The organism is Paenibacillus contaminans (assembly GCF_003285015.1).
Classification (GTDB): domain Bacteria; phylum Bacillota; class Bacilli; order Paenibacillales; family NBRC-103111; genus Paenibacillus_V; species Paenibacillus_V contaminans.
In genome coordinates, this window is the sequence record NZ_QMFB01000019.1 from 40,950 (window position 1) to 59,217 (window position 18,268).

The 18,268-nt window shown below is 52.3% G+C and carries 14 protein-coding genes and 1 riboswitch; of the genes, 11 read left to right on the plus strand and 3 right to left on the minus strand.

Translation table 11 applies throughout. The features are described 5' to 3' along the window. Positions 1-45: 45 nt before the first annotated feature. Positions 46-525: a tRNA adenosine(34) deaminase TadA gene (tadA, locus tag DQG23_RS27145; protein ID WP_113034290.1), complete on the minus strand. Its 480-nt coding sequence runs from the start codon at positions 523-525 to the stop codon at positions 46-48. A 581-nt stretch (positions 526-1,106) separates the two neighbouring features. Next, a riboswitch (cyclic di-GMP riboswitch) is annotated at positions 1,107-1,197 on the plus strand. A gap of 14 nt (positions 1,198-1,211) precedes the next feature. Between tadA and DQG23_RS27150 the strand changes: the two genes are divergently transcribed. Together DQG23_RS27150 and DQG23_RS27155 are read left to right on the plus strand one after the other, a co-directional pair. After that, positions 1,212-2,018: a transglutaminase-like domain-containing protein gene (locus DQG23_RS27150; protein ID WP_113034180.1), complete on the plus strand. Its 807-nt coding sequence runs from the start codon at positions 1,212-1,214 to the stop codon at positions 2,016-2,018. A 280-nt stretch (positions 2,019-2,298) separates the two neighbouring features. Beyond that, a complete protein-coding gene (locus DQG23_RS27155; RefSeq protein WP_113034181.1) occupies positions 2,299-5,973 on the plus strand; it encodes a collagen binding domain-containing protein in 3,675 nt (1,224 codons plus the stop codon). A gap of 271 nt (positions 5,974-6,244) precedes the next feature. Here DQG23_RS27155 and DQG23_RS27160 read toward each other — a convergent pair whose 3' ends face one another. Further along, positions 6,245-6,940, minus strand: a complete 696-nt coding sequence (locus DQG23_RS27160) for a class D sortase (RefSeq protein WP_113034182.1) — start codon at positions 6,938-6,940, stop codon at positions 6,245-6,247. 284 nt (positions 6,941-7,224) lie between these two features. Between DQG23_RS27160 and DQG23_RS27165 the strand changes: the two genes are divergently transcribed. From DQG23_RS27165 to prmC, 4 genes are all read left to right on the plus strand, one after another. Continuing rightward, positions 7,225-7,893, plus strand: coding sequence for a glycoside hydrolase family 73 protein (locus DQG23_RS27165; protein ID WP_238178050.1), 669 nt, complete (start codon positions 7,225-7,227; stop codon positions 7,891-7,893). A 204-nt stretch (positions 7,894-8,097) separates the two neighbouring features. Beyond that, the gene (gene ychF, locus DQG23_RS27170) at positions 8,098-9,198 is read left to right on the plus strand and encodes a redox-regulated ATPase YchF (protein ID WP_113034183.1); all 1,101 of its coding nucleotides are present in this window, start codon (positions 8,098-8,100) and stop codon (positions 9,196-9,198) included. A 64-nt stretch (positions 9,199-9,262) separates the two neighbouring features. Beyond that, the gene (prfA, locus tag DQG23_RS27175) at positions 9,263-10,333 is read left to right on the plus strand and encodes a peptide chain release factor 1 (RefSeq protein WP_113034184.1); all 1,071 of its coding nucleotides are present in this window, start codon (positions 9,263-9,265) and stop codon (positions 10,331-10,333) included. A gap of 6 nt (positions 10,334-10,339) precedes the next feature. Continuing rightward, positions 10,340-11,215: a peptide chain release factor N(5)-glutamine methyltransferase gene (gene prmC, locus DQG23_RS27180; RefSeq protein ID WP_420330256.1), complete on the plus strand. Its 876-nt coding sequence runs from the start codon at positions 10,340-10,342 to the stop codon at positions 11,213-11,215. A gap of 574 nt (positions 11,216-11,789) precedes the next feature. Here prmC and DQG23_RS27185 read toward each other — a convergent pair. Further along, positions 11,790-13,799: a dihydroorotate dehydrogenase gene (locus DQG23_RS27185; RefSeq protein WP_113034185.1), complete on the minus strand. Its 2,010-nt coding sequence runs from the start codon at positions 13,797-13,799 to the stop codon at positions 11,790-11,792. Between the two features lie 322 nt (positions 13,800-14,121). Between DQG23_RS27185 and DQG23_RS27190 the strand changes: the two genes are divergently transcribed. The 5 genes from DQG23_RS27190 (at position 14,122) to DQG23_RS27210 (ending at position 18,072) form a co-directional block, all read left to right on the plus strand. Beyond that, positions 14,122-14,505, plus strand: coding sequence for a glyoxalase superfamily protein (locus tag DQG23_RS27190; RefSeq protein ID WP_238178051.1), 384 nt, complete (start codon positions 14,122-14,124; stop codon positions 14,503-14,505). An 82-nt stretch (positions 14,506-14,587) separates the two neighbouring features. After that, a complete protein-coding gene (spoIIR, locus tag DQG23_RS27195; protein WP_113034186.1) occupies positions 14,588-15,403 on the plus strand; it encodes a stage II sporulation protein R in 816 nt (271 codons plus the stop codon). Positions 15,404-15,465: 62 nt separating this feature from the next. After that, positions 15,466-16,629 carry an L-threonylcarbamoyladenylate synthase gene (locus DQG23_RS27200; RefSeq protein WP_113034187.1) on the plus strand — a complete coding sequence of 388 codons (1,164 nt, stop codon included), beginning with the start codon at positions 15,466-15,468 and terminating at the stop codon, positions 16,627-16,629. 228 nt (positions 16,630-16,857) lie between these two features. Further along, positions 16,858-17,418 carry a manganese efflux pump MntP gene (locus DQG23_RS27205; protein ID WP_113034188.1) on the plus strand — a complete coding sequence of 187 codons (561 nt, stop codon included), beginning with the start codon at positions 16,858-16,860 and terminating at the stop codon, positions 17,416-17,418. A 69-nt stretch (positions 17,419-17,487) separates the two neighbouring features. Continuing rightward, the gene (locus DQG23_RS27210; protein ID WP_113034189.1) at positions 17,488-18,072 is read left to right on the plus strand and encodes a low molecular weight protein arginine phosphatase; all 585 of its coding nucleotides are present in this window, start codon (positions 17,488-17,490) and stop codon (positions 18,070-18,072) included. Positions 18,073-18,268 lie beyond the last annotated feature (196 nt).

Sequence of the window (18,268 nt, forward strand, 5' to 3'; positions counted from 1 at the left end):
TTTCCGGTAAACGCGAACGGCCCTCATAAAATAAGGCGCCGCCGTTTAGCCTTGTTCAACGGACGGGGACGATTGCTGCTTGCGCAACTCCCTAAGCTCGCGGAAAAAACGCGACAGCCGTTCGCTGCATGCTTCCTGCAGCACGCCTTGCGTAAGCTCAACGCGGTGATTGAAACGCTCCTCCTGAAGCAAGTTCATGAGCGTTCCCGCACATCCGGCTTTAGGATCGCTCGTGCCGAAGATGACATGAGGGATTCTGGCTTGAACGATGGCGCCCGCGCACATCGGACAAGGCTCCAGCGTGACGTACAGCTTGCAATCCAGCAGCCTCCAGGCGCCGAGATTCCGGCTGGCTTCGCGAATGGCGATCATCTCCGCATGAGCGGTAGGATCAAGGGACGTTTCACGTAAATTATAGCCGCGTCCGACGACTTCCCCGTTGCGAACGATGACGGCGCCGATCGGCACCTCGCCGATAGCTGCGGCTTTCTCCGCTTCCTCCATCGCCATGCGCATCCATAACATATGTTCTTCTTCCAAGGGTACACCTCTTTACGTTCATAACGTTCCATTTAAGGGTATAGGCATAGTTTGCAGTGCCGCTTATTTGCATAATAAAGTGATAGCAGCTATCCCCAAGAGGATAACCGAAAGGCCGGCTCGATATATCCACTGTGGACGGTTATGACGAATTTTATGATTATCCACATGCTGTGCATAACTTTGTGGATAACATTGTTCGTAATGTGGACAAAGCAAGCGGTATCCTCATTGTACGTCGGGCGGGACGTTAGGGCAAGTCGGCGAATTGCTTGTAAAAACGGGAATTTATTTGCGCGAAGAATGAAGGATTCCCGACTTCATACCATGTGAATATATGTTCCATGATGTGGATGTCTTGTGGATAGGAATCTATGAATCTCAAGGCCATGATCATACAGAAATGGTAGAATGACTTCATCAAGTCGGGCCGCCTTCATGTAGCACGGGGAGCTGCTGGCGGTGAGGAAAAACGCAGAGCTAGACATGGAAAATATTGAATATACAAAAGGACAAGGTATATGGTATACTTTACCTGATAAATAAATATTTTTTTCGGTGCTTTCCGCCGATAAAGGCAAATTTAGCGAAAGCTAAAGACGCAAAACTATAGGGTCTTCCTTAGTACTCGTACTAAAAAGACAGCCAGCTGCCGAAATGGAGGCTTTTTTATGTTCCCGAAAAGACGTATTATTCTAATAGTTTTGGCAATATTCCTGCTTGCTCTGCCGAATGCCGCCTTCGCGGCGCCGGCTAAAGCGGCGGTTGATAAAGACTTGTTGGATCAAGGAATTGTTACGGTTGATTATGCTATTGGCAAGAACGCCAAAGCGATTGTTCGAGTGGTAAAAGGGAAAGTGCACTACGATTATAATCTGGTTGAAGGCGCACAATACCCGCTGCAGCTTGGCGACGGCAAGTATACGATTCTTATTGCTGAAGCGGTAGGCGGTACTAAATATAAAGTAGTTGCCCAGGAAGAAGTCGTTCTGGAGATGGAAGATGCGAATGCCGTATTTTTGCAAACCATACCGCCGATCGATTGGAATGAGGAGACGCTGGCAGTCGTGAAAGCTGCTGAACTGACCGAGGATCTCGAAACCGACGAGGAAAAGCTTGCGGCGATCTATCAATATATTACCGAAACCATAGAATACGATTATGAATTGGCAGCAACGGTTGAGCCGGGCTACATCCCGAATCTGGATGAAGTGTTCGAAGCGGAGAAGGGTATATGCTACGATTATGCGGCTACCTTCGCGGCGATGGCGAGAAGCGTCGGCCTTCCAACCAAGCTGGTAATGGGTTATCAAATGGATGATCCGGACACCTACCATGCATGGAATGAGGTTTACCTGGAGGAAACCGATGAGTGGGTAACGATCGACACCACTTATGATGCCGCCGCGGTCCAGAATGGAGAAGCTGCGGAAATGATTAAGGATGCGGCTGATTATACGGTTGCTAAATTTTATTAAAACTTCATAGACGATAACGCTTGTTGAGGAATGGTTGAGCGGTACTTTGACTATACCTAAAGCGCTATAGAGAACGGGATGTCCCCTCGGGGGAAATCCCGGTTCTTTGCGTTGTTCAAATATTGTTCAGATCGGTGGATTATACTGTCCGAGATATCATGATTCCATCAACGAGACAAGCAAAAGCTGCCAAAAAGAGAGAAGATAGCGACCAGATTTTAGGAGGCGGAGGAGGAGAGCGATTTTATTTTTCACCAAACTGTAGAAAAGGAGTAATGAAATGGTAACGAGGACATTAACAGCTCCCGCATTTAAGAAAAAAATCAGCATGATGCTTATCGCGTTTTTGCTTCTTATGCAAACCGTTTATGGCGGCGGCATATTTGTTGCGAATGCTGCCGGGAGCACCATTACCGAAAATATTTTAACCAGCGTAACGATGACGGTTTATGATAAAAACGGGCAACCTGTAACCGGCAACGTATACGACCAAGAATCGGAAGTTAAACTCGATTTTACATGGGAGCTTCCGAACGGCAAGTACGAGAATGGAAGCAAGTATACGTTCACGCTTCCGAGCAATTTCGAACTGTACAACGATATTACGGGTGATCTTGTAACCGATGAAGGTTCTGTAGGGACGTTTAAGGCTACGAAATCCGATCACAAAGTACTCATGACATTCAATGATATCGAAAACGACTTCGTCGCGGGAACGTTAACGTTTAAATCCGTTTTTAAAAAGCTTCAAGTGACGGATTCTACTGAGCAGAAAATCTCGTTCCCGGTCAATGGCGGCTATGAGATAAGTGTGTTCTTTAAGCCGACCGGCGCAAAGGAAATAGAAAAAAAAGGAACTCCTGCAGGCTTTAATGCCAAATCCATAGACTGGGAAATCATCGTCAATAAAGGCTTGAATACGGTACAGAACGGAGTCGTTACCGATACGATCCCTACAGGCTTGGCTGCACCGGTTACGGTGGCCGTCTATGAGCTTGACATCAATGCTGGGGGCGGGGTAATCAAGGAGACGCTTGTTGATCCTTCAAAGTATACATACACAAACGGCGCACCTTTGACTGTTCAGTTCCACGGAGAAATCAAAAAAGCATACAAAATTAAATATACGACGGCAATTACTGACGCTAGTATAACGACGTTTAAAAACCAAGCCACTTTCGAAGGAGTTTCTGCTGACGAAACAGTTACCGTGAATCAAGGCAAGCACTTAACAAAGAGCTCGAGCTACGATTCCAGTAAAGGAGTTATTTCTTGGACCATCCAATACAACTACGATGAAAGAAAAAATGCGGATCAAACCGTAACCGACCTTTTTGATGATTCTCAGAGATTGGTTGCCGGTTCGCTGAAGGTCCAATCCGTTAAGCTGAATGCCGACGGAAGCGAAGGGCAAAAGACCTTGCTGAACACTCCTGCCGGTTACACAGTGAACCCTAAGAGCGACACCGGCAAAACTGGCTTTGAACTTGTGTTCGCACAACCTGTGTCCGCGGCGTATAAAATCGAATATCAGACTGAAGCGACCGATCTTGCAGCAGACCGTATCACAAGCACCAAGACGATCAAAAATACGGTCAGCACGGTGACCTACGGGAGCGTCAATGCTGAACGGGATGTTACCCAAGCGATCCTGAAGAAGTCATTTGGAGCGGTAGATTACAAGAATAAGACGGTGAAATGGACCATCACGGTTAATGGCGACTCCAAGCTGATGACGAACGCGCTTATCAAGGACACCTTTACAAACAAGGGCTTGGAGCTCATTCCGGATTCGATTAAAGTGGCTCCAAAAAATAGCGGCGTAACGGCAGTGGTTTATGAAATACTACCGAATCCGCCAGCGGTAAAAGACGGATTTAATGTTCAATTCAAAGCTCCTATTAACGTTCCGTACACGATTAGCTACGAAACGAAATTCATGTACTATGAGCTGCTTACCGGAAAAACGAAATTTTTGAACACTGCTGAAGTTACTTGGGATCAGTACCCGGGGAAATCCATAAAAGTGGATGAAGATTTCGATCCTAACCCTGAGACGAAGGCGAACGGCTTTAAGTACGGATCTTACAATGCCGCTACGAAGAAAGTTACTTGGAATATCGGGGTCAACTATAACGGAAAGCCGCTTACATCGATTGATGTAACGGATGCTGTACCTGCAGGCCAAAAGCTGGATCCCGATTCGATCAAAGTATACTACATGGATATTACGACAGGCGGCAAAAAGGAAGATACTACGGCAAAAGCTGCCCAAGTGCCGGCTGATCGTTACCAGATCGTCAAGAACGATCCGAATAAAGTGGTCGTGAAATTTAGCGATCCTTTGAATGCTCCTTTTAGCGATCCGTTCTTGATTACATTCGAAACGAGCATCGACAATCAAATTGTAGGCGCAAATGTTAAAAATGAAGCTTCGGTAACCTATAATTCCGATCCGGTCGTGAAATACTCCGCTACCGTAGACATCAAGCAAGGCGGGGAGTATGTTTACAAGGACGGCCAGCAGGACGGCGACGTGATTAATTGGTCTATCGCCATCAATCGCGGACAGTCGACCGTTCAAGGAGCGAAAATCAAGGATATCCCAAGCGACAATCAAATCTTTAAGCCGGGAACGTTCCATTTGTTTGAGACGACCGTCGATAGTGCAGGGAATGTGAAAAAAGCGCAACCTGTCTCGGAACTAACGGTAAATGTTGATTATAAACTGGAAATCAAAACGGATAATAGCGGCAATCAGACATTCGAGCTTGAATTTTTACATGAAATCAAGACGGCTTATATTTTGGAATATCAATCGTTAATTGTTGCCGCCAACAATGATAAGGTAACCAATAAGGTGGAGTTTAGCGGCAATAACGTACAAACAACAATAACGCCGTCAACAAAAGAGATCATCGTCAAATTCTCATCGGGATCCGGTACAGGAAGCGGGATTAGAGGCGCGCTGACCGTTGAGAAAAAGGATGAGCTCGATGGTACTAAGCTGCTCAGCGGCGCGACATTCAGTCTATTCCGCGTATCTGGCTCGGATCGTATCCTGGTCAATACCCTTACGACGGGTAACGACGGGAAGATTGAATTTAAAAAGCTCCTGGCAGGAGACTACATTTTGAACGAAATTACAGCTCCGGCAGGATACGTTTTGGATTCGAAGGATCACCAGGTAACGATTAATTCTACGACACCGATTAACAAGACAATTAAAAACAAAAAAGTGGCGACACCGACGCCGACACCTACGGTAACGCCGACGTCTACACCAACAGTGACACCGACGCCGACACCGACACCTACGGTAACGCCGACAGTGACACCGACATCGACGCCGGCAACGCCGTCGCCAACACCGGCAACACCGACGCCGACAACATCGGTAGAAACGCCGTCGCCGACACCGGCAACGCCAACACCAACACCAACACCGACGCCATCGGCAACGCCTGCGACACCAACGCCGACGACTTCAGTAGCACCGACGCCGACACCGACAGCAACGACGCCGGTAGAGACTGCGTCGCCATCGCCGACGCCGGTACCGACTAAGGAGCCGGTAACCGAACAGAAGAAGACGGACAAAGACACTTTGTTAGAGGGCGAAGTTGAAGTTCCGCTCGGAGGAAAACCGTCAGTCGGACAAAAACCGAAAAATGGCACGGTAGATGTAGATCCGGATGGCCGCTGGGTTTATAAACCGGACTCCGGATATATCGGAAAAGATCATTTTACAATCGTGGTCAAGGATAAGGACGGAGCCGAAGAGGAATATTTCATTGACATTGATGTCGAGGATGTTCCGCTTGGCATAACGCCTCCAGTAAAAGAGCTGCCGAAGACAGGCGAAGAAAGGCATTATTATTTTGAAATGGCCGGTCTTGTCATGTTGCTCTTGGGGGCGGTGCTTCTGAGAAGCAGATTCTCCAGAAACAAATAATTCATCGTTAAAGGATAAAACGCCTGCTTGCGTCATTGACGCCGGCAGGCGTTTTGCTGTGTGGCTGCAGCATAATTTTTCGCCGATACAGTCCGTCACACATTTACCGCGATTGGCTTTTTCATGATGGTGATTTAGCAATTGTGTCCGGGCGCTGGCTTAAAAGCGCGAACATAAAAAACGCCTGCCTTCACGAGGTGAAGACTGGCGTAAAATTTTAAAGGTTTGGGGAATCGGCGGACCTACCTATAGATCAGGCGTGACTCGACTACTAGTAATCAGGGTTTGGTTTGGCTTGCACAATAAGCCGATGAGTCGCGTTGACGATCGGATCGCATGTAATGAGGGTGAGTACTTGATCTTTCTTGTTGCTTTTCAGCACCCAAGTATCCGTGGGTTTAACAACAACGACGTTATAAACGGTATAGACGATTTTTTTGTCCTTTATTTTCAGCTCAATTTTGTCGCCCACTTCCATCTCGTTCAGGCGGTTGAAGAGCTTTCCTTTATTTCGTACCCGGTGAGCGGCTATCGCAGCGTTGCCGACTTCGCCGAGCGCGGCCGTCTCCGTCATATGGGCGGCTGCGTATTTCATGTTCTCCTCGGTAGCTCCCTCCAACACCGGCAATTTCAGGTTAATTTTGTCGATGGAGAGAAGCGCAACAGCCTGTTTGTCTTGCTTCGGCTCAGGTTCCGCTTGCGGAGCGGGGCTCGCTTCCGGCACCTCCTCCTCTTCGGCCGCAGGAGACTCATTGACTTGCATAAACAATTGGGAAAGCTGCTCGTATTCGGCCGCAGCCCGGGGGTCGACCTCGTGCTCGCCCGAAACGGAGAAGCTTTGTTCCGTTTGCTCCAGCAGCTTCGTTTGCCGCCAATCGTAATAAATGTCTTTGGCTTGTGGCCATAATAGCAGCAGGATACCGGCGACAAAGCAGAACAAGGATAAGGTATTTATGTTTTTTTTCATCATTCGCCTCTGTTTTTTTTAGAATTAGTATAGGGATGAAGTTTCCCTATTTAATCATATAGTCCGCATCTGAACGAAAAATGAACGGAAAGATTTATATTCCTCCTTGACCCGCAAACATGCCGTATTTTCAGAGTTCCATGCTGCACAACAGCGGTCGAATCGTAAAATCCGATGTGGTTAACTAACCGTCCTTGCTTGGCGCTGTGACCAACTCTACTGTTTTTACGTAAGATAAACAGAGGATGACGCATCCTTCTAATAAGGACAAGGAGGTATGCCGTATGAAGGTGTCACAGCGGCAATTTATCGATGCCGTAGCGCCGATCGCCGTTTTGCTGCGTACCGAAGGCTCCTCGATATTCCCGTCCGTCCGAATTGCGCAGGCTTTGCTCGAAACAGGCAGCACCCTGCATCCATGGAACAACCTGGTTGGATATAAAGTGGGCGATGGCGGGCTAACGCCGTATTGGCGCGGCCGCAGCGTAAGCAGGACGACTTGGGAGGTCTACGACGGCGTCCGGGTGGATGGCGTGGCCGCGGATTGGCGTGCGTACGATACGATCGCCGACTGCTTCCGCGATCAGGATCTGCTTTTTCTGAAGCCGCGCTATGACCGGGTACGTGTTTCGGCAACGCCGCAGGAACAGACCGTCATGCTGCAGGCTTGCGGATATGCGACCGATCCGGCGTACCCGGGAAAGCTGCAAAGCTTGATCGCTACCCATCAATTGCTAAGCTACGATACGGAAGCGGAGGAGAGAATGCCGATGAAATTGGAGCATGATTGGCAATGGAACATGCTCGGCGACGCGCTCGACGGGCTTTATAAGCAAGGGCTTATTACCGACAACAGCTGGGTGGAGAAGGCATATAAGCAGACGCTGACGCAATCGGAGCTGACGTGGTTGAATACGATCCTGTTCGCGCGCAAAAACGGCGTGCAAATTTAGTTTTATTTTCGGGTTCGAAAGATGAGAATAGGATGAACAGAGGTTCGGCTCTTTATCCGAATCAGGCTATTGTCAGGCCTCTGTCTGGCGATAGCCTGTTTGGGTATTTTCGAAGCATCGCCAGCGGTTTACAGGATGACTTTGCATCACGTCTGCGATATAATTAAATAATGACCATTTACAGAAAATTAAGGAGTTGTCGTAATGGCTTTGAAGGCTGGAATCGTCGGCTTGCCGAACGTGGGCAAATCGACTTTATTTAATGCGATCACACAAGCGGGGGCGGAATCCGCGAACTACCCGTTCTGTACCATCGACCCGAACGTAGGGGTTGTAGAAGTGCCGGACGAGCGGCTGCAGAAGCTGGCCGACATCGTCAACCCTAACCGGATCGTGCCTACGGCGTTCGAATTTATCGACATCGCCGGCATCGTGAAAGGCGCAAGCAAAGGCGAAGGGCTCGGCAATAAATTTTTGGCGCATATCCGCGAAGTGGATGCGATCGTTCATGTCGTCCGCTGCTTCCAGGATGAGAACATTACGCACGTATCCGGCAAAGTCGACCCGATCAGCGATATCGAGACGATCAACCTTGAGCTGATTCTTGCCGATCTCGAGTCGGTGGAGAAGCGGATCGACCGCTCCCGCAAAAATATGAAGGGCGGCGACAAGAAGTACGCGGCCGAAGTCGAGTGCCTGGAACGGATCAAAGAGGCGCTGTACAATGACCTGCCGGCGAGAAGCGTCGAGGTTAGCGATGAAGAGGCGGTTCTGATTCGCGATCTGCACCTGCTGACGATGAAAAAGATGCTGTATGCGGCTAACGTAAGCGAAGCGGAAGTAGCGAATGCCGACGACAATCCTTACGTGCAGAAGGTTCGCGAGTTCGCAGCGAAGGAAGGCGCGGAAGTCGTGCCGATCAGCGCCAAGGTGGAGGCGGAAATCGCGGAGCTGGACGGAGAAGACAAGGAAATGTTCTTGCAAGAATTAGGTTTGACGGAATCCGGCCTCAACCGTTTGATTCGCGCCGCCTATAAATTGCTCGGACTGTACACGTACTTTACGGCGGGCGTGCAGGAAGTGCGTGCGTGGACGATCCGCAAAGGACTTAAAGCGCCTCAAGCGGCAGGCGTTATTCATACGGACTTCGAACGCGGATTTATTCGTGCCGAGGTCGTATCTTACGAGGATTTGGTTGCAGCGGGTTCGATGAACGCCGCGAAGGATAAAGGGCAGCTCCGGCTGGAAGGCAAGGAGTATGTCGTGAACGACGGCGATGTTATGCATTTCCGCTTTAATGTTTAGCGGATGCCTTGACGGCGGCAATCCATTCTAATAAAGGTTTTTAGAAAGCAAGGGGTGAACGAACATGTTGGACCGGCTTCAATCATTAGCGGATAGGTATGATAAATTAAGCGAGCTGCTTTGCGATCCGGACGTTGCGAACGATCCGAAGAAGCTGCGCGAGTATTCCAAAGAGCAGTCCGATTTGCAGGAATCGTATACGGCTTACATGGAGTACAAATCGGTCATGGAGCAGCTCGAGCAAGCGAAAGTGATGCAGAACGAGAAGCTCGATGACGAGATGCGCGAGATGGTCAAAATGGAAATCGACGAGCTCGTCGAAAACAAAACCCGCTTGGAAGAGCAGATCAAAATTTTGATGCTGCCGAAAGACCCGAACGACGACAAGAACGTTATTGTGGAAATTCGCGGAGCGGCGGGGGGCGACGAGGCGGCTTTGTTCGCAGCCGATCTGTATCGGATGTATACGCGTTATGCGGATACCCAGGGCTGGCGAGTGGAAGTGCTGGATACGAATCTGAACGATCTCGGCGGGTTCAAAGAGGTCATTTTCATGATTACCGGCAAAGGCGCGTACAGCAAAATGAAATACGAGAGCGGCGCTCACCGGGTGCAGCGCATTCCGGTTACTGAGTCGGGCGGACGGATCCATACGTCCACATCAACGGTCGGCGTTATGCCGGAGGTTGAGGATTTCGATATCGAAATCAAAGAAAGCGACATTCGCGTCGATACGTTCTGTTCGAGCGGAGCGGGCGGGCAGTCGGTCAACACGACGAAATCGGCCGTGCGGGTAACCCACGTCCCGACAGGCATCGTGGCCACCTGCCAAGACGGCAAATCGCAAAACTCCAACAAAGAAAAAGCGCTGCAGGTACTGCGTGCGCGGATTAACGATAAGTTTCTGCAGGAAGAGCAAGCCAAATATGCCGATGAGCGCAAAAGCAAAGTCGGTACCGGCGACCGCAGCGAACGGATCCGTACGTACAATTTCCCGCAAAGCCGTGTGACCGATCACCGGATCGGCCTGACTCTGCACCGTTTGGAGACTGTCTTGAACGGCGATTTGGAAGAAATCGTTTCGGCGTTGACAGTGGCTGCGCAAGCGGATCAGCTGGACGATAAAGGAGAATAAGACGTCATGCCGATGCATGCGGAAACCATACGTGAAGCCTATTTAAAGGCTTCTTCTTTTTTACGCGACAAGGGCGTAGCGGACAGCTCCGCTAATGCCGAGCTGCTGCTTCAGCACGCCCTCGGACTGGACCGCACGTCGCTTCTGCTGCGCTGGTCGGAACCGTTCCCAGCAGAGCGGGAAACGGACTGGCTGCGATTGCTGGAGCGCAAAGCGGCGGGAGAGCCGGCCCAGTACATCATCGGCGAGCAGGAGTTTTACGGGCTGCCGTTTACGGTAAACCGGAACGTCCTTATTCCGCGTCCGGAGACGGAATTGCTCGTCGAGCGGATGATCGCGGAAGGAAACCGGCTATGGCCCGGGGGCAGTCCCCTGCTCGCGGATGTAGGCACGGGAAGCGGGGCGATTCCGGTTTCCATTGCGGTACATTGCCCTGCGTGGCGGGTCATGAGCTCCGACATATCGGCGGGAGCGCTGGAGACGGCTAGGGGAAATGCCGAGCGCAACGGCGTAGGCGAGCGGGTGAAGTTCGTTCAAGGCGATTTATTGCTGCCTTATATCGAACAAGGTACCGCCATCGACTTGCTCGTGTCTAATCCGCCGTATATTTCAACCGGGGATATGGCCGGCTTGCAGCCCGAGGTGAGGGATTACGAGCCGCATAGCGCGCTGGACGGCGGCCCGGAAGGACTTGATCTGTACCGCAGAATGATAACGCAGCTCGCGGAACTTCCTGCTTGCCCGCGCGTTATCGGGTTCGAAGTCGGACAAGGACAAGCCCGAGAGGTAGCGCGTATGTTGGGTTCAGCGGCTGATTGGACGGCGATCGATCTAGTGAAGGATTTAGCCGGCATCGAACGTCATGTCGTGGCGGTAAGATAGTCGAGAAAAACGGTCCGGCGAAAGCAGCTATATGGTATAGCCAGCCGCGCATAAACGAAAAGCTCGAAAAAAAACCTAGCGCTGATGTCCAATCTGCCGCTAGGTTTTTCTTTTAGTTTGCATACTGCACGAAGCCGTGTAGGCGGCTGCTTCCTCGGCCTTTTAGTACGAGATCAAGTCTAAAACTAGGAACTGAAGAAGACACGAGAAGCAAACACGGGTGCCTGGACAGTTCGCTAGTGTAGAAAATATTATTATTTATGAGGCTATCCGTACTATTTCACCTGTAAAATGCTCGTTCTCGCCTGTTTGTGAGGCAAACGCAACTATTCATTTCGTTTGCCTCACGAATAGTTGCATTTGCCTCATTAGCTCGCCAGAACACGGTTTTTTGGCGAGAGATAGTGAGATTTGCCTAATGAACAGTAAACTTTTCCTTACTATTTCTACAGAGCACAAGTGATCAGTGGCATGGAGCATGCATCTTAAGCTCTGGAGTTTTGGGGGATTGATGTCGATAACTTATCCGTTACACAAACAAATGCTGTGCATCCCCTATAAAATCTAGTCGGTCTTAACGGAGTGTAGGCGACAGGGGTTCAGCGACCGGCTTTCGTTTCACCATATAAGGGTACAGCAGCGCCAGTCCTCCTACGTACAGAGCAAACGCGAAAATGGCCGGCGACAAGTGAAGCAAATCGGTATAGCCGATCGCGAGATGTACGCCGAAGCCGGCTGCGAACCCCGGCAGGCCCCCGATCAGCAGCGTCCACCACAACCAGCGTTCGCCTTGGTTGATCCCCCATAATGCCGCAGCCAGAATGGCGATTGCATTCGAAAACAGCGCCCCGCCGAAGCCAGCGCGATCATGAGCGATAAGCGGTACAAGCCGCACGTTGAGCTGCGTTAGCATTTCCGGGGTTGTGCATAGGAAGGCTAAGTCTTGCGGCACAAACACGTCGTTCATCCCGATCCAAGCGATTACGATGCCTCCGGTCGCAAGCGAAAATCCGAGCGTAACGAGCAGCAGCTGTCCCCATTGAGCCCGCCGCCACCGTGGATCGTTAAATCGATTGGGCGGTTTGCGGGAGGGCTGATCCGCGCGGGTTCGCATCGACATAAGAAACATCGGAAGCAAAATAACGGCAACCAGCGCATGCAGCGGATCGAAGTAGCCGTATCCGAGAAACAGGAAAAAGCTTGAGAACCCTACGGCTCCTGAGGTGAATAGAGCGGTTTTGGCCCAATGAAGCCGGTTGCGCAGGCCGAACCATCCGAAAAGTCCGTACAGGATGCCGATCGACATCATCGTTCCCGCCAGCGTCACCCTGTCATGGGACATAAAGGGAAGCAGGCGTCTGTTCAACTGTGCGAGCATCGTTTGGTTCATATTTAAATAAGCTGCGTCGTAGGGGAGGATAACGGAGGTGGCGGCAATCCACCATGCCAAAATCCCGCCGATTACCATACCCAAGCCAAGCAGGCACATCCAGCCCCAGTCCCGCCAGAACGAATGTGCTGCCGGAGCGGGCTTCGAACGAACGCGATCATAAACGATCGCTTCATTAATTCGCTTTGCGAGCCCGGGGCCGCTATAGACGAAGCCGCTGTGCAATTGGACGGCAGCCGCTCCGGCTTCCAGCAAGTCCATGGCGTCTTGAGGTTCGTGAACGCCGGCCGACGCAAGTATAGGGACGCTGGAGCCGATTGTCCCGCTAATAGTGCGAAGCAGTTCGATGCACCGTTGTTTTCCGGTCAGACCGATGATATCCCCGACTTCGGTGCGGATGAAGTCGCCGACGGAAATGCCGTCGAAGCGTTCATCCCGAACGATTCGGAGCAGCTCTTTGAGTTTACCGAAGGGACAATCTAGCGGGACATAGAGAAGAACAGGCCGCTCCGGAGCCGCTAGACGGGCGGCTTCCCTTATTTGAGCGAGAAAGCTTGCAGTTTGCTCCGATGTCCAGTCCCGCTCGACGGTCGCGTCTATGATAAAGCCGCGCGCATAAGGCGCGAGCTTCGTTATTGTCGTTTTCTGCTCCGCCAGGGCGTCCTCGGGATTCAAACCGGGCATGTGCGCAAGCCGGAACAGGTAAGGAAGCCGTTTGGCGGATTTGCCTATTTGCGGAGCTCCGGCTTCTTCGCTGCTCGAATCAGGAAGGTGCGCATGCTCTTTATCCAAACGCCCGATGATGGCGTCAAGCCCGTCATTGACATAGAGGTTCGGATAAAGGATCGTCTCCGCGGCTTCGTCGCGAATAATCGGTCTATCGTCTTCTATCGCCTGGGCGGTGACGGGGCCGATCTCGATATGGCCGATTCCGAACTGGGAAAGCGCTTTGCGGCCGGTTCCGTGAACGTCCAACTCGCCGCTTAAGCCGACGGGGCTTTGCAGCGGAATACCCGCTAACGGGGTCTGCAAAATCGGTGGCAGTTCAGCGTGGCCCAGCGTACGGATAACAAGCGCGCCGCCCGGCAGACGGCTTAAGGCGCCCATGGCGCCGAGCGTCAAATCCCGGGCTGTTCGGGCAGGCAATTTGAAAAGCAGCGGGCGGAACAGCGTCTGATAAGACCAATCCGGCATACCGGGCGACCTCCTTTTGCTTGCGGCCTTCAGAAGAAGGTACGGTTTCACGCGTTTCTTTGATTTATCAGCAAAGTATATCGTGGAAGCGGCTCTAAATCTCGGTAAACGCCAGCGCCAAAGACGCCGGTAGGCGTTTATCCTTGCTGATAATGATACTTCGATCATAGCAAGGCGGGGCATTATTGTAAATTATTGATTGACTGCCGGAATCATATGCGAGACAGTTGAGGAAGAAGGTTTTCCAAAAGCATCCTGTTGCTTGGGAATGCAGCAAACCAGCCCGCAAGAGAAGGTCGATTAAACTCAAGGAGGTTTTATCATGAAAAGTCAAGAAATCGGGATGAAGCCGGTAACGCCTATTTTGCGCATATTTGATGAAGAGAAAGCGAAGGAGTTTTATATCGGCTTTTTGGAGTTCGCCGTGGACTGGGAGCATCGGTTTGAGGACGGCTTCCCTCTTTATATGCAGATATCCCGAGGCGCATGCCTCATTCATTTGTCGGAGCACTATGGAGACTGTACGCCGGGCTCGTCGATCCGGATCGAAGTCGATGCGCTCGAAGCGTACCACGCCGCTTTGCTCGGGAAGGCATATAAGTATGCGCGCCCGGGGATCGAAAATACGCCTTGGGGGACGCGGGAGGTTCGCATATCCGACCCGTTCGGCAACCGGATCACATTTTATGAGAATGAGGAAAGCTAGAAAACTTTTACTAGATTGATAGGTTTAAAGAAAGACCCCTCTGTCCATACTTGGAGTATGGAACAGGAAGGGGTTGTGCGAGATGGTTAAACGGGTTTCGTTTCGGCAATATGCTTACGTAATATTCGCGATGCTGGTTATGATCGCTTGCTGGGAAACGAATAAATCGAATGCGGCGGTTGTCGGCTCCGACATTCCGTCGGAAGCGATCCGTCTGCGCATACTGGCCAATTCCGACGCCGTTCAGGATCAGGCGATCAAGCGGGTCATCCGCGATGCGATCATCGCCGAAATGGACAAATGGGTAAGCGAGCCGCAAGGGATCGACCAGGCTCGGCAAACCGTCCGCGATCATTTGCCGGAGCTCGGCGAGCTGGTTGGAAAGCAGCTGGCGGAGCACGGTTATACATATGGGTACAGCGTGGAGCTTGGCATCGTGCCTTTCCCGACGAAAATGTACGGAAACCGGATCTACCCTGCAGGAAATTATGAAGCGCTTCGGGTGACGCTCGGCAAAGGTGAAGGACAAAACTGGTGGTGCGTGCTGTTCCCTCCATTGTGCTTCGTGGATGCGGCCTCCGGCGAGGCGGTAGCCGAAGAGAAAACGGATTCCCGCAAAAAGGCGGATTCGCCTAAAGCCGTCCCGCTTTCCGCTAAAGCGCCGAAAGAGGACGACAAACGCGGCAGTGCGGAATCGGTCGGAACGAAATCCTTGTCCGCGAAGGCAAAGGATGCGAAAGCCGAAACGATTGCCAAACATACAAGCATCGCAGTTTCCGATATGGGCAAGCAAAAAACGATTGAAACGACGCAGCTCGGCGAACGTCCGGCAATGAAATTTTTCCTCTGGGAAAAAACGAAATCGGTATTCTCGTCCATCAAAAGCTGGTTCGCTTGATACCGTGACAGCGGCTGTCTCGGGATGTATAATGAACAACAAAAACGCAGAGGGTAATTCTAATGAAGACGAAAATATGGACTGTCGGCACGGCGCTTGATGCAACGGTACGGCAGTCCGAAATACAAGAAGCGGCCGATTGCCTCCGGGAAGGGAAGCTGGTCGCTTTTCCGACGGAAACGGTATACGGCTTAGGGGCGGACGCACGCAGCACCGAGGCGGTGGAGGGCATATTCCGGGCCAAAGGCCGTCCGTCCGACAATCCGCTGATCGTCCATATCGCGGACAAGTCTCAGCTTCACGATCTGGTCGATCGTGTCGATGAGACTTCTTGCCGTCTTATGGACGCATGCTGGCCGGGGCCGCTCACGCTCGTGCTGCCGGCCAAGCCCGGCGCCGTCTCGCCGCGCGTCACCGCGGGCCTCGCGACCGTCGCCGTGCGCATGCCGGCGCACCCGCTCGCGCTAGCGCTGATCCGCGCCGCCGGCTGCCCGGTTGCCGCGCCAAGCGCGAACCGCTCCGGCCGCCCGAGCCCGACGGAAGCGCGACACGTGCTCGACGACCTGGACGGCCTTATCGACGGAATCGTCGATGGCGGGCCGACCGGCGTCGGCGTCGAGTCGACCGTCGTCGAGGTTGCGGCGGACGGCCGCGTGCACGTGCTGCGCCCGGGCGGCGTTAGCGCGGAACGGCTCGCGCAGCTTTTGCCGGATGCGGCCGTCGTTTCGGCGCATGACGATGGCGCGGGAGCCGAGGCTTACGGCGCCGTCGTAACCCGGGCGGAAGCGCACGGTGCTGCAGCAGGCGCTTCTGTCGCGGCCAAGGCCGATGCCAGTGCAAGTACGCCTCTGGCCCCGAAGTCGCCCGGCATGAAGTACGCGCATTACGCGCCCAAGGGCCGTCTGACGCTCGTGCGGGGCTTATCGGCCGAGCGCGTCGCAGCACGCATCCGGCAGGAGCTTGAGGCTGCGCGTGCGCGAGGGGAAGTCACGGGCGTTTTGACATTCGCCGAACGCGCCCGATTATATGACGCCGATTTAGTCGTGCCGTGCGGCAGCCTGGCGGATCCGGATTCGGTAGCACGCGGGTTGTATGCGGCGCTTCGCCGTTTTGACGATGCGGGGGCAACGTTTATTTTGGCGGAGACGCCGGAGGAGAAGGGGATCGGAGCGGCCGTTATGAACCGTATGCGAAAAGCGGCGGCTGATCGAGTGATAGAGGTTTAACCGGCACGTGGAACGCTTCTACAAACGACAGTCATCGCCACTCCAAGTGTGCCGCTGTCATACACTGCCGTCCCGCGCCGCTGAGCCGTTCACCAGGATAATGCGCACAGTGCGAATAATCGCTCGTCAGCTTGTCTTGCAAGGCTTTTTCCGAAACGGCTAACCTAGCATGTTTCCCAAGTTGTCCGCATATGTTGAAGGTAGGACAGGCGGATCGGGGGGAAGGCTATGGATACGGCGGTGGCGGTATGGGGACAGCTTGCTACGCTGCTGGTGATGGCGTTTGCGCTAGGCTTGGACGCATTTTCGCTCGGCATCGGGATCGGCATGAAAGGAATACGGCTCATTCACATTTTGCAGATCGGGTTGATCACCGCTTTGTTCCATGTGCTGATGCCGTTGTGCGGAATGTTTACCGGATATTATGTAGGTACGCTTCTCGGGAATGTGGCGACCGCCGCAGGAGGCGGGTTGCTGCTCCTCTTGGGAGGACATATGCTGTACAGCGCAATGAAGGGAGAGAGCGCCCCGTCTTTCGATCACGGCACCTTATGGGGGATTTTGCTGCTTGCCTTAACGGTCAGCATCGATTCGTTCTCGGTCGGCGTCTCTTTCGGCATGTTCGACTCGGATTTGCTGCTCACCGTTCTCTTATTCGGAACCTTCGGCGGAATCATGTCCGTTACCGGTTTATGGCTTGGACGAAGAGCGGGACATTGGGTGGGCGAATACGGAGAAGCGTTCGGCGGTATTATTTTGCTTGTTTTTGGCATTAAATTTTTGATGTAGCGCACTTTTTGCTACAATGGATCTATACTACTACTATAACGCGCTCGCGAGAGAAGGGGGCGAATCGATATGGCACATCGCATTTTGTTCGTCTGCACGGGAAATACATGCCGCAGTCCGCTGGCCGAAGGGCTTCTAAGCTTGCTGGCCGAGCAACAAGGGCTTTCTGTCGAGGTCAAGTCCGCCGGCGTAGCCGCAATCGAGGGCTGTTCCATGTCGGCGCATTCGGCGTCCATTTTGCGGGAAAAAGGCTATAAAGGATCGATTACTTCCAAGCCCCTTGACGGCAATCTTGTCGGTTGGGCCGATTTGATTTTGACGATGACGGTTAATCATAAACGGGCGGTCATTCAGCAGTTTCCCGATTCCGTCGATAAAACGTACGCGCTTAAAGAATATGCCGAAAATGATTCGCACATTCTTGAGGCGGTACGCGAACATGAAGCGCTTAGTGCGGAGCTTCAATTGAAGCAAGCGCTCGGCCGGCAGATCGGCACGAGCGAACGGGCGCGGCTGTTGGAGCTTGTCGACCGGTTGCCGGATTACGACATCGCCGATCCGTTCGGCGGGTCCCGGTCGAGTTACGAGATAAGCGCCGCGGAAATCGAACGAAGTTTGCGCAAATTGCTGGATCGGTTAAGCAGTCAAGGATAAGCTTCCAGCGCGCTCTGATCACAGTTTAATAACGGTTCATTAAACAGCTGTCCGTCTTTGCTTATCGCGGCTTACAAGATTCACCAAGGAATACTGGGTTAGCACATCCTATGAATGAAGAAGCGGCTGCTTTTTTCCGCGTACGACAGGAAAGGTGCAGTCTTTACAGCGTGAAGAGAATGAGCTATGATAGTAG

Excerpts from the sequence above, each read along its gene's own strand:
- DQG23_RS27155 (WP_113034181.1), top strand. The coding sequence starts at position 2,299 with ATGGTAACGAGGACATTAACAGCTCCCGCATTTAAGAAAAAAATCAGC.
- prmC (WP_420330256.1), top strand. The coding sequence starts at position 10,340 with ATGCCGATGCATGCGGAAACCATACGTGAAGCCTATTTAAAGGCTTCT.
- DQG23_RS27205 (WP_113034188.1), top strand. The coding sequence starts at position 16,858 with ATGGATACGGCGGTGGCGGTATGGGGACAGCTTGCTACGCTGCTGGTG.
- ychF (WP_113034183.1), top strand. The coding sequence starts at position 8,098 with ATGGCTTTGAAGGCTGGAATCGTCGGCTTGCCGAACGTGGGCAAATCG.
- DQG23_RS27150 (WP_113034180.1), top strand. The coding sequence starts at position 1,212 with ATGTTCCCGAAAAGACGTATTATTCTAATAGTTTTGGCAATATTCCTG.
- tadA (WP_113034290.1), bottom strand. The coding sequence starts at position 525 with ATGTTATGGATGCGCATGGCGATGGAGGAAGCGGAGAAAGCCGCAGCT.
- DQG23_RS27185 (WP_113034185.1), bottom strand. The coding sequence starts at position 13,799 with ATGCCGGATTGGTCTTATCAGACGCTGTTCCGCCCGCTGCTTTTCAAA.
- DQG23_RS27190 (WP_238178051.1), top strand. The coding sequence starts at position 14,122 with ATGAAAAGTCAAGAAATCGGGATGAAGCCGGTAACGCCTATTTTGCGC.
- DQG23_RS27200 (WP_113034187.1), top strand. The coding sequence starts at position 15,466 with ATGAAGACGAAAATATGGACTGTCGGCACGGCGCTTGATGCAACGGTA.
- spoIIR (WP_113034186.1), top strand. The coding sequence starts at position 14,588 with ATGGTTAAACGGGTTTCGTTTCGGCAATATGCTTACGTAATATTCGCG.
- prfA (WP_113034184.1), top strand. The coding sequence starts at position 9,263 with ATGTTGGACCGGCTTCAATCATTAGCGGATAGGTATGATAAATTAAGC.
- DQG23_RS27210 (WP_113034189.1), top strand. The coding sequence starts at position 17,488 with ATGGCACATCGCATTTTGTTCGTCTGCACGGGAAATACATGCCGCAGT.
- DQG23_RS27165 (WP_238178050.1), top strand. The coding sequence starts at position 7,225 with ATGAAGGTGTCACAGCGGCAATTTATCGATGCCGTAGCGCCGATCGCC.
- DQG23_RS27160 (WP_113034182.1), bottom strand. The coding sequence starts at position 6,940 with ATGAAAAAAAACATAAATACCTTATCCTTGTTCTGCTTTGTCGCCGGT.